Origin of the sequence: Sphingobacterium sp. HJSM2_6 (assembly GCF_049316305.1) — a bacterium.
Taxonomy (GTDB): Bacteria; Bacteroidota; Bacteroidia; order Sphingobacteriales; family Sphingobacteriaceae; genus Sphingobacterium.
Genome location: NZ_JBMOXB010000009.1, coordinates 36,567 through 52,421, shown reverse-complemented (window position 1 = coordinate 52,421; position 15,855 = coordinate 36,567). Strand labels below are relative to the sequence as shown.

The following is a 15,855-nucleotide window of genomic DNA, read 5'->3' as shown; positions in this document are numbered from 1 at the left end:
TGTTATTTTTTTATTTCTTTTTTAGGAAGTAATACTTCGTCGATCATACCGAATTCCTTTGCTTCAGCAGCACGCATCCAGTAGTCACGATCTGAAGATTTTTCTACCCAATCATAGTTTTGACCTGAATGATCAGCAATGATGGTATAAAGTTCTTCCTTCAATTTTAACATTTCACGTAAGTTGATTTCCATATCCGATGCAACACCTTGCGCACCTCCAGAAGGTTGGTGAATCATGACTCTGGAATGTCTTAAAGCCGCACGTTTACCTTTTGCACCAGCAACTAATAATACTGCACCCATTGATGCCGCGATACCTGTACAAATGGTTGCTACATCAGGACTGATATATTGCATAGTGTCGTAGATTCCTAATCCAGCATATACACTTCCACCTGGTGAATTAATATAGATTTGGATATCACGCTGAGCATCGGTTGATTGTAAAAACAACAATTGTGCTTGAACTATATTCGCTACTTGATCATTGATTCCATCACCCAAAAAGATGATACGGTCCATCATTAAGCGAGAAAAAACGTCCATTTGAGCAACGTTTAATTGGCGTTCTTCAATAATATATGGCGTTAGGTTAGTCGGCATTTGTTGGTTTGCTCTTGCAATGTAACCATCTACGTGTTGACTTCCTATCCTATGATGCTTTACAGCGTATTTTCTAAATTCATCTTTATTGATATTCATATCTTCCTACTATTAATAATTACTAATATAATGTTTATTTTAAAATCTAATCAATCATGAGGTAAAAGATGGCAATTCTGTTAGAAATGTAAATCTTTCCTCTTCAAAGTCTATTCTACAATAATAATGCTCAATTCCATTACTGACTAAAAGTAAGGGGATTTTGTGGATAGAATTGTAATTAGCTATTTGATGGAATGCTTTTTCTGTTATTTTGACAGATGGTGCTTTAAATTCTGCCAAAAGTATTTTTTTCCCCAATTGATTATAGATGACTAAGTCAGTTCTTTTTTGTAAATCATTTAAAATCAAGCCTCCTTCGATTTTCATCAATCCTAATGGGTATTGATACGTATGTTTCAGATGTTGAATCCAATGTTGCCGAACCCATTCCTCAGGAGTTAAAATAAGGTGCTTTTTGCGTAGCTCATCAAAAATATAATATTGCCCTAATTTTTTAATGATTTTAGCAGAATATGGCGGTAAGTTTAAAGGGGTTGGGTTAAACATTTACAAAATTACAAATTTTAACAAGCTCTGCAAATATCGTTATTTGCCCTGAAATTTGTACTTTAGTAGGGTTATGAATACCAAATCTATTCTTGCTGATATAAAAAATAAAAAACTTAAACCTGTATACCTTTTACATGGTGAAGAGCCTTATTTTATTGATTTAATTTCAGATTGCATCGAACAATCTATATTAAGTGACGCACAAAAAGGCTTTGATCAATCGGTGCTTTATGGTAAAGATACCGACTTTAGTACGATCATTGCCATGGCAAAAAGATATCCGATGATGGGTGAATACCAGGTCATCATTATCAAGGAAGCCCAAAATTTAAAATGGAAAGATGACGAGCTGCTATTAAAATATTTAGAGCATCCCACCAGCAGTACCTTATTGGTGTTTGCACACAAATACAGCAAATTTGACAAGCGTAAAAAGTCTTATAAGGCGATGGAAAAGATAGGTTTAGTCTTGGAATCGGCGAAACTCTATGAAGACAAGGTTTCCGGATGGATCCTGGAACAATTATCAGCAAATCATAGAAAAATTCATCCCCATGCTGCCGCCTTGATGGCAGAATATTTAGGTACTGATTTGTCAAAAGTGGCCAATGAATTGGAAAAACTGCAACTCAATGTGCCACAAGACCGGGAAATTGGCACTGCAGATATTGAACGTAATATTGGTATAAGTAAGGATTTCAATGCTTTTGAATTAAACTCAGCTTTAGCCAAGCGTAATTCTTTCAAAGCATTTCAAATCGTCGATTATTTTGCAGCAAATCCTAAATCCAATCCAATGCCTGTAGTCATTGGTTCTCTCGGCAACTATTTCACTAAAATACTAAAGTATCATTACCTACCCGATAAGTCAGCAAGCAGTGCCGCAAAAGCTTTAGGTGTAAATCCCTATTTTGTGAAAGAATATGAATTGGCAGCAAGGAATTTCAATAGAAAGAAAACCTTTGATGTTATTCATATTATCAAAGATTACGATTTAAAATCCAAAGGGGTACAGGTGGGCCACCTCACAGAAACTGCCGATTTACTAAACGAAATGATATATAAAATTCTTAATTAAATTTATGCGCAAATTTTTATTTCTTCTTGCTGTTTTGCTAGTTACCAATGTTGTACAAGCGCAAAAACAGTATTATTCTGTTATTCAATTGGGTGGAAATTTAGGATTCGCTAATGAAGGCTTTAAGGGAGCTTTTAGCGGATATCATTTTCATTTTATCTTTGGAAGAAACTTCGATGATAAACTTTACTTAGGATTAGGTTTAGGGAATGAAAAATTTACGGGGGATTACCAAACGAATGACCCTCACGAGCCTAATCAACAAGTGTTTAAATATGATTATAATGTTTTCCCGCTGTTTGCAGATGTTCGACTTCCTATTGGAGGATTCAATGAAACTTCAAAAATCGGTTTATTAGCGAATGCCGGTTATTCAGCAGCCATTGGGCCTGCTTACGATAAAGGAGCTTTATTTAAAGCTGGATTTTACTATTTGCATGAGCGTATGGGTAAATCAAACTTGACAGGTTCCTTAACATATGGGTACCAGCAATTAACAAAAAATGCATTTGCAAAAGATTTCCAACATCAGCAAATCAATTTGACAATTGGTTTCATGCTAAAATAAAATGATGTGTTAAGAATTTAAGAATTGCGATATGGATTCTTTTTAATTTTTGATATTCTATACCCTTCAGATTTCAATATTTGAAGGGTTTCTTCATTAGGCACTTGCTTAAAGGCAACCAGAACCAATGTTTGTGATGGAAAAATCCCTAACCGCGTTAAAAAATCCCTGAACTTCTTTTTCCAATATATTTTTTTAAACGCAGGTTGATCCATTTGAGCTTGGATTTGATTACTGCCCACAAACCAGAAATTGGGATTAATTTCCTTTACAGCAATCATAGGTAAATTCAATCCTGCAGCAAACTTTTCAAATTCGCGTTCTGAAACTTTATAAACGAAGTTTCCTACCGATTCATAGGAAATCCTATTTTTCCAAATTTTGTCTATAAGTTGAATGTTAAATTTATTGCAAATATTGCTAATCAGTAATAGTAAAGGCATTCGAGCAATTGGATCTTGAGGCTCAATAATAATAATGCCTGTTTTACAAACTCGGATCATTTCATATAAGGCGGCATAAGGTCTTGGAAAATGATGGTAACTTTCCTTACATAAAATATAGTCAAAGCTTTCATTCGAAAAACTCATTTTCTCCGCATTGACTACTTCATAATGCTGAATAAGACCATATTCTTTTGAAATTTGAAGCATATTGGGGTCTAAATCACTGGCAGTAGTTTGTTGTATTCCTTGCTGTATTAAAAAGTTGGCATCATGCCCGTAAGCATCTCCTAAGGTTAACCAGGATTTGTTTTTGTCGGTAAGGAAAGGCGTTAATGTGTTGAAAAAAATTAGTTGTAACCAATGATTAATGCTTCCAGCATAATTCTTAAAATTTGTAATGACACTTATTTTATCTTCATAATTTGGAAATTGTTGCTGATACCAATTTGTGTGTCTACTATAGCTTTCTTGTTGCAATTCAGCATCCACAGTAATCACTTGGAAATTATCCTTGTCTTTCTCTATCATAAATGGTTAGCTATAAGAGTAATTAAATATTAAGTTATAATGTTATTATAAATATAATTAATTTTTCTATTCGTTCTTATCTGGTTAAAACTAAAGTATTAAAATAATTTAGCTAGTTGAACAATACTTGAATTACCATTATCAGAATAGCTTGTTCATTCTTTCGGTAGAAGGCAGGGCTTAGGAGTTAACAAAAAAAGGGTCGATTTTTAATCGACCCTTTTTTTGTTAACTCTATATTAGCTTAATGTGCACTAAGATTTTTCTTTTTCTCTTCATCAAAATTAGCTTCTAATTCAGCCAATTTCTTTTTCCCATACGCTAACCTCGTAATGACAACAAATAAAACAGGGACGATAAATATCGCTAGGAACGTTGCGGCAGTCATTCCTCCAAATACAGTCCAACCTATCGTTTGTCTAGATATTGCACCCGCTCCAGTCGATAACATTAAAGGAATAATACCTAAAATAAATGCCAAGGATGTCATAATAATCGGTCGCAAACGTAACTTAACAGCATCAATGGTCGCATCCAATAGATTCATTCCGATATCTACCCGTTCTTTTGCAAATTCTACAATCAAAATCGCATTCTTAGCGGCTAAACCAATGATGGTTACCAATCCAATCTGCGCGAAAATATTGTTATCTAAACTTGGTATTAATGTTAACGCCAAGATAGATCCGAAAATACCTAATGGAACAGACAGTAAAATAGAAAATGGTACTGACCAACTCTCGTATAAGGATGCTAATAATAAGAATACAAAAAGTATACAGAGTGCAAAAATAACAATGGTTTGGCTACCAGATTGCTTTTCTTGAAGTGATATACCCGAGAATTCGAATGAATAACCGTCCGATAATGTTTGTGCAGCAACCTCTTCAAGCGCTCTGATGGCATCTCCTGAAGAATAACCTGGAGCGGCTTCACCGGATACCTGAATAGATCTAAAGATGTTAAAGTGATTGACAATTGACGGGTTAGTAATCAAATCATATTTTACCAAATTACTAATCGGTACAGGTTGTCCTTGAACATTTTTGACATATAATTTATTGATATCTTCTATATGCATACGGAAACTGGTGTCTGCTTGTGAAACAACCCTAAAATTCCGACCATACTTAGTAAAATCATTTACATAGCTACTACCTAAATAGGAGGAAATGGTACTATAAATCGTAGAAATAGGCACGCCCATTCTTTTGGCCATTTCCCGGTCTACATTAAGCTTGTAATTTGGCGAATTGGTATTAAATAGGGTATAAGCCATTCCAATTTCTGGTCTTTGATTTGCCGCCATTAAAAAGTTATGAACGACACCTTCAAATACCTTGATATCCACAGTTTGACGATCTTGAATTTCCATTGTAAAACCGCCTGATGATCCTAAACCTGGAATTGGGGGAGGTGAAGCGGCAATGACATTCGCTTTAGAATAGCCTTTGTATTTACCCATGATGGCTCCTGTTATATCAGTCACAGTTTTGCTGCGCTGATCCCAAGGCTTTAAGGAAACAAATAAAGACGCTCCATTTGGCTTCGATGATCTATTCAATAAGTTCATACCATTAATGGCGGTCACATATTCAATTTCTGGAAAGGATGTTCGCAAATCTGTAGATAGCTCGTTTAGCACTTCCTCCGTACGCGCACTCGATGCGCCTTCCGGTAAATTTACGCCCATGAAAAATATACCTGCATCTTCCCCAGGTATAAAACCAGTCTTTTTGCTCGTAAATAGGTATCCTGTTCCTACGAAAATACAGACTAGTATGATTAATACCAGTGGAGCTGCTTTAATTGATTTTTTAACTCCTTTTGAATATCTATAAGTTACTTTTTCGAACCAGATATTAAATAAATAGAAAAACTTATTTAGACCTTTCGAATCTTTCGTGGTTGCTGATGGTTTCAACAATAAGGAACATAATGCTGGGGTAAGCGATAAGGCTATAAATGCCGAAAGCATAACAGAAACGGCAATCGTAATCGCAAATTGCTGATACAATTGCCCAACCATACCTGGTATAAATCCTACTGGAACAAATACAGCTGAAAGGATCAATGCAATCGCAATAACGGGAGCGGTAATGTCCTTCATGGCTCGCATTGTTGCCTCTTTGGCATCCATTTTATAGTGGTCTATATAATGTTGCACCGCTTCCACCACCACAATCGCATCATCCACCACGATACCAATAGCCAATACAAAGGCCAACATGGTTAAGTTATTTACCGAAAATCCAAATAAGGTAAAGAAAATGAATGTCCCAATAATGGAAACTGGAATAGCCAAAACTGGAATTAAGGTAGCTCTCCAACTTTGTAAGAAAAAGAATACAACAATAGTTACCAAGATTAAGGCCTCTACTAACGTATGCAATACAGAGCTTATTGATGCATTAACTACGGATACGGTTTCATAAGGAACCACGTAATCAACTCCTTTAGGGAATGATTTTTTAAGTTCTTTTAGGGCTTCGTAAACACCTTCAGCAGTTTCAACCGCATTACTTCCAGGGGTCTGAGAAATCATCATACCGGAAGTAACATCTCCATTCACTTTGGTGGTAATACCGTAGTTAAATTGCCCCAATTCAACACGAGCAACATCTTTCAATAATACGATGGAACCATCAATATTGGTTTTAACGACGATATTTTCAAAATCCTCTACCTCCTCTAAATCTGAATCTAGGATGATAGGGTATTCAAATACTTGGGAATTTTCTTGTGGACGTGCACCAACACTTCCTCCGGCCATTCGGGAGTTTTGCTCATTAATCGCCGCACTTACATCGGAGGGAGTAAGACCCAAATTAGTTAATTTATTAGCATCCAACCAAATACGCATTGCGAAAGGTTGCCCGAATGCTTGCACATCCCCAACTCCTTTTACACGTAGAAGAGCGTCTTTTAAAAATAAATTGACATAATTCGCCAAAAAATTCGCATTCCTGGATCCATCTGGAGAACTTAATTGCACCATCATTAGGATATCCGTATTCACTTTTCTGGTGGTGACACCTAGACGACGTACCGCCTCTGGCAATACCGGTTCAGCTATACTTACTCGGTTTTGTACATCCAATGTCGCAATATCAATATCTGTTCCGACCTCAAAAGTCACTGTGATACGCGAACCTCCATCCGAGGTACTATTGGAGTTCATATACAACATTCCTGGAGTACCATTGATTTGACTCTCTATAGGCGTTGTTACTGTTTTTTCTACCGTTTGTGCATCTGCACCTGTATAGTTTGCCATTACGGAAACTGTAGGTGGTGCTATATTCGGATATTGACTCACTGGTAGGGTGGTGATGGAAATCAATCCTATGATTACGATCAATATGGAGATCACCATCGCCGTTACCGGTCTCTTTATAAAAACTTCTGAAATCATGCTTTCTTGAATTGTTTAGGTAATAGCATTTACATTTATTTTGTTTGTGTAGGTTTTTCTACCACTTTAGCACCTTGTTTTAAGGTCGTGATACCGTCAACAACTACTTTATCTCCTGCTTGTAAACCTTCACTAATGACTACATGATCGCCTAATTTTTGACCTAGTTTCACTTGTTTTAAATCTACTGTGCTGCTATCACTTACCGTATAGATATTAAATGTTCCTAATTGCTCAAAAATTGCACGGTACGGAATTACTAATTCTTCTTGATTTGAAGTACTTAGCATATTCAAATTTAGATTCATCCCTGCGCGTAGTACATTTGTTGGATTATCAAAGGTAGCCCTTACTTTCAAGGTACCAGTATTGGAATCTACTGCTCTATCCATGGTGGTAATTCTTCCTAAGGTTTCATAAGTAGCACCATCTGGTAAGGTTAAGTTAATCTCTGTCTTACTTTTTCCGGATTGAAGGTTTGAAAACTCTAAAATTTCTTTCTCATTGATTTGAAATTCTATCGCTATAGGATTGGTAGAACTTATGCTATTCAACAAAGTGGAACCTGCTGATACTAATGCACCTGTCCGTACTTGGGAAATACCTATATTTCCTGAAAAAGGAGCCGTAATGGTAGAACGTTGAAGGTTTGTTCTTGCAGTAGTCAGATTCGCTTCGGCTGCTTGCACCTGCGCTTTTTGATTATTGACATCGGTATAGGCATAATCTAAAGTTTGTTTTGCAATAGCATCTTTATCCGCTAAGGTTTGATACCGTTCCAAATCTTTCTCTGTACGGGATAAATTAGCCTTTGCAATTTCCAAATTTGCTTTTGCTTGATCCACTGCTGCTGCGTAACGTACCCGATCTATTTCATAAAGTTTTTGACCTTTACTTACGAAAGAACCATCTGCCACATAAATATTCGTGATATACCCCGTGACCTCTGCGCGAATTTCTGTTTCTTGCAATGGAACTACATTGGCAGGGTAAGTCCGAGTACCTGTAATTAATTCAAGCCTTACCGTGTCCATACTTACCGGAATGGCGGAAGCTTGTGGTCCCGCAGCGCCTTGCTTAGCAGAATCTTTATTAGCACAGGAAAAAATAAATAGGCTGGAACTTAAAAATATAGTTGTTAAAATGCGGTTCGTATTCATACGTTTGATATTTCTGTAATGAGATTAGTAGTATTTAATTTGTGGTCGTGATGGTCCCTAAAGCTTTTTGAATGTCGAGCTTACTTGCTAATACAGCATATAAAGCATTTAAATAATTCAATTGACTTGTTTTTAAATCGGTTTCAGCAGTCATTAATTCCAAATAGGTTTTTACGCCTGCATCATATTGCAATTTGATGGTGTTGTATACTTCTTCAGAGAGCGTCATATTTTCCTTCGCATTCTTCCATTCATTGGTGTTTGCGCGATAAGAAGACATCGCTGCTGAATATTGAGCGCCGATTTGATTCTCTAAATTCTCCAAATCCATTGCTAAGCGACTTTCTTGCAATTCAGACTTTCTGATTTCTTGTTGGCGTTTACCCCCCTGAAATATGGGAATCGACAAACTTAGTCCTAAACTGGACTGTGGAAAATTGTCTGAGTATAGATCGGCAATAGCATTGTTTCGGTAATTTAAACCATAGTTTGCAAAAGCACCTAGACGTGGTAAATAATTCCATTTTTGGAATTGTGTATTTAAGCGTTGGATATTTTGCAAAGTTTGCAATTGTTTATATTCGACACGGTTCGCATATTGAATCAGTTCGGTACTGTCCATGAGTATGTTTGCCTCCATGTTTTGATCGATAAACGAAAGCGAAAGATTATCCATTGGGTTTAACCCCATCAACATCTTGAGGTAGTCATACTTGTATTTTCTCATTTCCAGCGCCGACTTTAACTGCGCCTGTGCGTTGTTTAAGGAGATTTGTGCACGTTTATAGTCTATTTTATCTACTAATCCTGTTTCATACCGAGCGTTAGCCTCTGTATATTGTCGTTTTAACCGAACAATGTTCTCGTTTATAATTTTAATTTGTTCTTCACTAGTCAAAATATCATAATAGGCCTTACTTACGTCGACCACTGTATTTATTTTGCTGTTTTCTAGTTGAAGATTATTACGTTCCCTAATATAGGTAGCAGCTTTAGAGGCCTGAAATAGTCCTGGATTTATGATGGCTTGTTCCGCTTGAAATGTTAATGCCGAGGTGTTTTTTTGACCCATGGCAATATTCTGTCCATTTATATTTGCCGTTGGTAGTTGCATAAAGTGCGTAAATGTACCATTCGCATTGATCTGCGGAAACCAGCCCGATAATGCCGAAGCAATCTCTCGCTCCCCGATCTCTTGATCTATTTTAGCCTGCTGTACTTCTATTTTATTGGAAATGGCAAATTGTATCAGTTCATCCAAGGAGGCATTACTCTTAAGTGGAATGCTAGTCTGGGCATTTACTGAACCGATAGCGAAAGTGCTAAAGGATGCAAAAAATAATAGGTGCTTTATGTTAAATCTCATATATATTATAGTTTAACCCCATCCCAAATTAAGTGGACTAGGTCGTTTTCTATTTTTCTATCTACACTAGATTGGCCATACAATGTGCTTTTAATTAAGGAAATAGCAGGGCCTAAATACAGGGCTAGCAGTACACGTACATGCAAGTCTTTCAATTCTTTTTTCTGGACTCCTTCTTCCAAAAAATGGATGATTTTATTCCGCTCACATTTTTGATAAAAAATTTCATTCCGAATTCCTTCATAAAATGGGGAGCCATAAAATTGTTCCATGAATCCAAAAAATTCTACATGTTGTAAATAATAATCAACAAAGCTTTTCCAGATCTCCTTAAATTGAACCTCATAGCTGAGGTCCGGTTGGAGTTTGTCAAAAACTTCTTTATTAATTGATTCTTTACAAAACCAATATAACTCAATAATTAAATCCTCTTTCGAAGGGAAATAATGATATATGGAGCCTACAGCTACATCAGCCTCCTTGGCAATTTTGCTCATTGGGGATCCATGAAAACCAAATTCATGGATTAGTTTGAGGGTGCTGCGGAAGATTTGCTCTTTCTTTTCTGTCAATTGAATGTTCATTCGGTGCCAAATGTAAGGATTCTAAAACCAAGTTTTTGTCAAAAAATCGTTATAATTTGGAGAATGTTGGGTAGGAGGGGATTGGAATTTTTTCTAATGTTAAGTTATTGTTAAATCTTCCAATTGCTATTGACTTGTGTACTAATTACACTTATATTTGTACTATCATAATTTAGGTTTATAATTGGTTATTAAAGGTTTTCATTCTCCCCGTTTGAAAACCTTTTATTTTTTACAATTATCTAAAAATTCAGCAATTTCTTCTTGTTTAAAATGTGTTTTGCTATTGCCAAAATAGGTAGTTATGTAGGTGAGTATAAAAGCGATGTCTATATTCGTTAGCTCAGGTATCGCAGGCATTTGTTGATTGTACGAGATCCCATGCACTTTTATTTCACCTCGCATTCCATTCCGAATAATACAGGCCAATTGCGAACGATGTTCCTTTAAAAATAGGGTATCTGTTAAGGGAGGATATAATTTGCCTAATCCTTCCCCTTGTGCTCCATGGCAATTCTGACAATGTTTTACATATAATTTTTGACCATTACTTGCGTATTGCATCGTTTCGATGGGCAGGCTATTTTGGCAAGAAAAGGAGCTTATAAGAAGCAAAAAAATGCAGCAAAGCCCCAAAATGACTCTTAGGATCATTAATTGTATTCTTTTAAGATAAGATCTAAATCACTCAACAATTTACTGACTTGTTCATCATTTGTCCCATCATATGCGCCACGAATTCGACGTGCTGGATCAATGATGACCAAATAACTCGAATGGTCATAGCCCCCAGGTACATTCGCATCTTCTTTAGTAAAAACCATGTATTTGTCGGAAATACCATATACATCCTGTTTCTTACCGGTCACGAATTGCCATTGGTCATTATCCACTCCTAGCTTAGTTGCATAATCTTTCAACACATAAGGTTGATCATACTTAAAATCTATGCTGTGAGATAAGAAGGCTATTTTATTATTTCCTTTATATTTTTCATACGCCTTCAACAAATTTCTCTGCATTGTCGGGCAAATACTTGGACAATGGGTGAAGAAGAAATTCGCAACATAAATCTTATCCTTAAAAAAATCCTGACTGATTAAAACACTATCTTGATTTAGAAAAGAAAAGTCTGGGATAGTATGGTAAACGGAATCTACGACTTCTTTACCATCTACCATATTGGTTACCGTGGTAGTTTCCCCATAAATCGGTAATTTTTTCTGTTCCGATTGGCACGCACTCAAAATATAAGTTCCAAAAAATACCAGAAAGCTCAGTTTTAATAATTTCATGCTTATTTATTTCGTTTGTAAGGGCTTCAATGAGCTGTTTATCTTTGTGTTGACCGTTTCAAATTGTTTTTTCATTTCTTGAACTCGATTTAACATTTTTTCTTGAACGACAAGACTAGTGTCGGAAGGTTCATAATCCTTCATCCAAGTCATCATATTATCTGTTGCCGCTTCAATATCATTTTTCAATTGTATCAATTCTACCTTTAGCGCATTACTGTCAATAGTTGAATGAATCGCTTTTAAGCTGTCTAAATTTTGTAAAAGACTATCAATTTTCAACGTTTGCTGATCAAAATTTCTGATCTGCGGCATGATTTCATCATGAATGCCGATAGCTTCTTTTGAAATCTGTTGTACTTTGTTGATTGAATTTTCTTGACAGGAATACAAAAATGTGGTTATCCCAATGCTGAATACTACTATTTTTTTCATTGTTAAAATTTTTGTGGTAAACGGATGCCATCTTCTTTGGAAGGATGTGCTATGAACGATTCAAAGTTGAAATCTAAATCTCGAATATAAATTTCATTATGTGCTATGGCACACAATAAATTGTTTTTATCAAATACTTGGGTTCTAAATGTTTTGACTATTTTCCCATTTGTTTTAATTGAAACTAAAGCCTGCTTTAATTCGTTTTCATCTAAGCGAATAGAAAAAAATAGATGGTGTTTTGCAGGTTTAATATAATCAATGTGGGCCGTCTTTAACCAGGCAACTGTACGTTGTATTCCTTGTTTCTTAAAATATTGATCTAATAGTATCGGATACATTGGATCAATAGCGGAAAAGATCGTTCCTCCAAAAATTGTTTTATTCGAATTGATATTTAAAATACTCTTATTAACTTTTAAATCTGCCCCTAAAAAGCCTGTAAAAATATGGCGAACCCATATTCTCTGAAAAAAGAATGGGGGATAAAACCGAAGTGCCCACTTTAAAAGATTTGGAGAAATTCGCATGCCTGTAAAATTACAGCTTATTTACTAAATATTACTTCTTCTGATTGTAATAAAATAGGATAGATGACCTCGATTACTTACAACTGTTTCAATTAATTTCTATCCGATGCCACTGTTAAATCTTAACATAAAAATTTATATTTTAGCTAGCCTAAAATAAACCGTAAATGACCGATATTAAAACTCCTAAAAATGTATGGATATTAGTCTTTGTAGCAGCCTTAGGCTATTTTGTGGATATCTATGACCTTATTATCTTTTCCATAGTTCGAATTCAATCCTTCACAGACATTGGAGTGCCCGCCGAAGACATGCGTAGTCAAGGAGAATTTGTGTTAAATATGCAAATGGGAGGATTATTAATTGGTGGAATCATTTGGGGCGTGCTTGGCGATAAATATGGCCGATTAAAAGTTTTATTTGGATCTATACTTTTGTATTCCATCGCAAATATTGCCAATGGTTTTGTGCAAGATGTTCAGACTTATGGATGGATTCGGTTTATTGCGGGGATAGGATTAGCTGGTGAGCTGGGTGCAGGAATTACCTTGGTGAGTGAGTCTATGCATCGTAAAAATAGGGGCTATGGAACTATGATTGTTGCTGGTGTAGGGGTGTTGGGGGCTATATTGGCTTATTTTATTTCAGAATGGTTTAGTTGGAGAACCGCTTATTTTGTCGGAGGAGGGATGGGATTATTACTTTTATTGCTTCGGGTAGGGGTCTTGGAATCAGGGATGTTTACGAATCTAGTGAACTCGCAAGTAAAAAAAGGAAGTATTGGAATCCTATTTAACCAAAGTGAACGATTTAAACGGTATTTATATTGCTTGTGCATTGGTTTACCGATTTGGTTTGTGGTTGGTGTATTAGTTACGCAAGCGCCAGAAATCGGAAAAGCCCTGCATGCTGAAACGACATTAAGCGCCGGCAAAGGCGTCATGTTTACCTACCTGGGGATTTCTCTAGGGGATTTCATGGCAGGTTTGTTAGCGCAGAAATTAAAGTCAAGAAAGAAAGTCGTGTTTATTTATCAATTAGTTATTTTAATTTTTTCCTTTTTATACTTAAGCAGGCAAGGGATTACGGAATTGGAATTCCTATGGCTCGCCTTCTTTATGGGATTAGGTGTAGGTTATTGGGCTACCTTTATTACCATTTCTGCAGAACAATTTGGAACCAACATTCGAGCTACCGTCACGACTACCGCACCTAATTTTGTGCGGGGTGCCTTGATTCCTTCGACCATGTTGTATGGCGTTTTAGTCAATTGGTTAGGAATTATTTGGGCAGCTGCCTTCATGATTTTTCTATTGACTGGAATTGCGGTTTTTGCATTGAGTCAATTGAAGGAAAGTTTTGATAAGGATTTAGATTACGTTGAAGAGTAAATTATAAAATTTGGAATAGCACATCAGCTATTGGAGTTTTACAGATAAAAATAGAGGCTTTTACTTATTTTCGACCAGGACATTTTTTGCAACGTTTGCCGTCTTTGTATTTTTTACAACACTTTTTAAAACTAAAATCACCTTGATCAGAAAAGGGGTTGCTCCCTTTTCTATCTTCAAATGGATTGTTTTCTAAAATATGTAATTTGATCATGCTTTCAAACATAATACAAACATACGTATTTAGATTGATTATAAATAATTAAACAATCCTATTTCTTAAATTCGCAGCAATATCGTTTGTAAATTGTTGAATAATCATAGGGTCATCCACATTATTTTGAATGACTAGGTCACAGGATGCTTTATACGGCAATAAATATTCATTATAAGATGGAACGACGTGATTTATCCATTTATACATCACATCATCATGATCATAGCCACGTTCGATAAGATCTCTTTTCAAACGACGTTCTAAAGCAATAGATTCGTCCGCATCTAAAAAGATTCGATAATCTAATAATTCATTGATTTCTTCATAATGAAAGATAAAGAGCCCTTCCACGACCAAAATTGGAGCTGGTTTTATCTCCAATATGTTGTTAGCTAACAATGGATTATTAAACGTATATTCCTTTTGAAAAACGGTCCTTCCTTCAAATAAATCTTTAATATGATCATAAAAATTTGCTCGATTGATGGCCGTTGGTAAGTCAAAATTATAAAGACGATTTTCTTCTTTTGTTTTTGTATTAGCAGGAATATAATAATCATCTTGCGAAATCAGGGTGATTTCATTGGATGAAAAATGATCCAAAAAGCTTTTTAAAAAGAAAGTTTTACCTGATCCACTACTTCCCGCGATTCCTATTACGTAGGGTTTCTCTATTTCACTCATTAATTATACTTCTATAGGGGTGCGCCGTAGGTAATTTCTATGAGAAAGCGTTTATCAAATGCACCGATATTGGATGCAACAGACTTCGATAAGATCACAATAGCATCGTGACTTTCTGCTGTATTAGTAAACTTCCCTACCACTTTTGCAAAGGTAACACTTTTTGTTAATGGATTGGTAATTTTTAAAATCGTACCTACGGGTGCTGTACGATGTAAGGCTAAATTATTCCTGCCTGCAGATTCTAAATCTTCCATCCACATCCCGATACCTTTCTCTTTCGTTTCCCTAATACCATAGCGGTTAGCTTCAAACTCCACTTCTTCTTTTGCAGGTTCAGGGATAGGCAGATTCGATGAGCTACTTTCGATAACTTCTTGCGTTTCAACCACCCCTCCATCAGGAATTTTCAATGTTTGACCTTCCTGTAAAACATTGGAAGATAAGTTGTTTATTTTCTTAATATCATCTACCGTAGTTCCAAAGCGCTTAGCAATAGAAAATAAGGTTTCGTTATTCCCAACTTTATACGCTGTTAATATCTTCGCATTGACCGTACCTGTTTGGAAATTTACTTCCCTTTCTTTTTTTGTAGGCTCAACAACTGTTGTTGGTTCTTCTGGAATAGGAGTAACTGGAGTGCTTACTTCAACTGTAGGGATTAATACTTGGTCACCAACCCGTAAATTCTTTTTATTATTAGCGGCCATAATATCCTTCACCGGTACCGCATATATCCGACTTAATTGATAATACGTGTCTTTTGCCGAAATGGAATGCACTATATATTTTTTACCCTCTACCGTGGTTGTTTTCTGACTGCTGTTATTTTGTTGTCCAAAACTTGGAGCTGCAGAAAATAAAATTAAACAAGTAGTAAATAGGGTTAAAGCCTTGCTCGTAAAATTCTTTTTTATGTTGTTTTTCATCATGAATTGCAA

General features: G+C 35.8%; 16 protein-coding genes. 3 read left to right on the top strand and 13 right to left on the bottom strand.

What is annotated here, in order from left to right:
* Window positions 1-2 precede the first annotated feature (2 nt).
* Both clpP and ACFRAE_RS09565 read right to left on the bottom strand, forming a co-directional pair.
* Entirely contained in the window at window positions 3-704 is a 702-nt protein-coding gene (clpP, locus tag ACFRAE_RS09570; RefSeq protein ID WP_422796927.1) for an ATP-dependent Clp endopeptidase proteolytic subunit ClpP, read from the bottom strand.
* A 54-nt stretch (window positions 705-758) separates the two neighbouring features.
* Entirely contained in the window at window positions 759-1,214 is a 456-nt protein-coding gene (locus ACFRAE_RS09565) for a type I restriction enzyme HsdR N-terminal domain-containing protein (protein ID WP_422796926.1), read from the bottom strand.
* Window positions 1,215-1,287: 73 nt separating this feature from the next.
* Here ACFRAE_RS09565 and holA point away from each other — a divergent pair, with 73 nt between their 5' ends.
* Together holA and ACFRAE_RS09555 are read left to right on the top strand one after the other, a co-directional pair.
* Window positions 1,288-2,295: a DNA polymerase III subunit delta gene (holA, locus tag ACFRAE_RS09560; protein WP_422796925.1), complete on the top strand. Its 1,008-nt coding sequence runs from the start codon at window positions 1,288-1,290 to the stop codon at window positions 2,293-2,295.
* Window positions 2,296-2,299: 4 nt separating this feature from the next.
* A complete protein-coding gene (locus ACFRAE_RS09555) occupies window positions 2,300-2,863 on the top strand; it encodes a hypothetical protein (protein ID WP_422796924.1) in 564 nt (187 codons plus the stop codon).
* A gap of 17 nt (window positions 2,864-2,880) precedes the next feature.
* On the opposite strand, the gene ACFRAE_RS09550 is transcribed toward ACFRAE_RS09555, so the two are convergent.
* The 9 genes from ACFRAE_RS09550 to ACFRAE_RS09510 form a co-directional block, all read right to left on the bottom strand.
* On the bottom strand, window positions 2,881-3,837 hold the full coding sequence (locus ACFRAE_RS09550) for a class I SAM-dependent methyltransferase (RefSeq protein WP_422796923.1): 957 nt from the start codon (window positions 3,835-3,837) through the stop codon (window positions 2,881-2,883).
* Between the two features lie 244 nt (window positions 3,838-4,081).
* Window positions 4,082-7,252 (bottom strand): efflux RND transporter permease subunit, encoded by a 3,171-nt coding sequence (locus ACFRAE_RS09545; protein WP_422796922.1) that lies wholly within the window; start codon window positions 7,250-7,252, stop codon window positions 4,082-4,084.
* Between the two features lie 35 nt (window positions 7,253-7,287).
* Window positions 7,288-8,412 carry an efflux RND transporter periplasmic adaptor subunit gene (locus ACFRAE_RS09540; protein WP_422796921.1) on the bottom strand — a complete coding sequence of 375 codons (1,125 nt, stop codon included), beginning with the start codon at window positions 8,410-8,412 and terminating at the stop codon, window positions 7,288-7,290.
* Window positions 8,413-8,446: 34 nt separating this feature from the next.
* Window positions 8,447-9,778 (bottom strand): TolC family protein, encoded by a 1,332-nt coding sequence (locus ACFRAE_RS09535; protein WP_422796920.1) that lies wholly within the window; start codon window positions 9,776-9,778, stop codon window positions 8,447-8,449.
* 5 nt (window positions 9,779-9,783) lie between these two features.
* The gene (locus tag ACFRAE_RS09530; protein WP_422796919.1) at window positions 9,784-10,362 is read right to left on the bottom strand and encodes a TetR/AcrR family transcriptional regulator; all 579 of its coding nucleotides are present in this window, start codon (window positions 10,360-10,362) and stop codon (window positions 9,784-9,786) included.
* Window positions 10,363-10,587: 225 nt separating this feature from the next.
* A complete protein-coding gene (locus ACFRAE_RS09525; protein WP_422796918.1) occupies window positions 10,588-10,926 on the bottom strand; it encodes a c-type cytochrome in 339 nt (112 codons plus the stop codon).
* Window positions 10,927-11,015: 89 nt separating this feature from the next.
* The gene (locus ACFRAE_RS09520; RefSeq protein ID WP_422796917.1) at window positions 11,016-11,657 is read right to left on the bottom strand and encodes an SCO family protein; all 642 of its coding nucleotides are present in this window, start codon (window positions 11,655-11,657) and stop codon (window positions 11,016-11,018) included.
* A 6-nt stretch (window positions 11,658-11,663) separates the two neighbouring features.
* Window positions 11,664-12,092, bottom strand: a complete 429-nt coding sequence (locus tag ACFRAE_RS09515; RefSeq protein ID WP_422796916.1) for a transposase — start codon at window positions 12,090-12,092, stop codon at window positions 11,664-11,666.
* Between the two features lie 2 nt (window positions 12,093-12,094).
* Window positions 12,095-12,622, bottom strand: a complete 528-nt coding sequence (locus tag ACFRAE_RS09510; protein ID WP_422796915.1) for a DUF4442 domain-containing protein — start codon at window positions 12,620-12,622, stop codon at window positions 12,095-12,097.
* Window positions 12,623-12,789: 167 nt separating this feature from the next.
* Between ACFRAE_RS09510 and ACFRAE_RS09505 the strand changes: the two genes are divergently transcribed.
* The gene (locus ACFRAE_RS09505) at window positions 12,790-14,013 is read left to right on the top strand and encodes an MFS transporter (protein ID WP_422796914.1); all 1,224 of its coding nucleotides are present in this window, start codon (window positions 12,790-12,792) and stop codon (window positions 14,011-14,013) included.
* A 262-nt stretch (window positions 14,014-14,275) separates the two neighbouring features.
* Here ACFRAE_RS09505 and ACFRAE_RS09500 read toward each other — a convergent pair whose 3' ends face one another.
* Both ACFRAE_RS09500 and ACFRAE_RS09495 read right to left on the bottom strand, forming a co-directional pair.
* Window positions 14,276-14,914 carry a uridine kinase family protein gene (locus ACFRAE_RS09500; protein WP_422796913.1) on the bottom strand — a complete coding sequence of 213 codons (639 nt, stop codon included), beginning with the start codon at window positions 14,912-14,914 and terminating at the stop codon, window positions 14,276-14,278.
* Window positions 14,915-14,925: 11 nt separating this feature from the next.
* Window positions 14,926-15,846, bottom strand: coding sequence for a LysM peptidoglycan-binding domain-containing protein (locus ACFRAE_RS09495; RefSeq protein ID WP_422796912.1), 921 nt, complete (start codon window positions 15,844-15,846; stop codon window positions 14,926-14,928).
* Window positions 15,847-15,855: the final 9 nt, after the last annotated feature.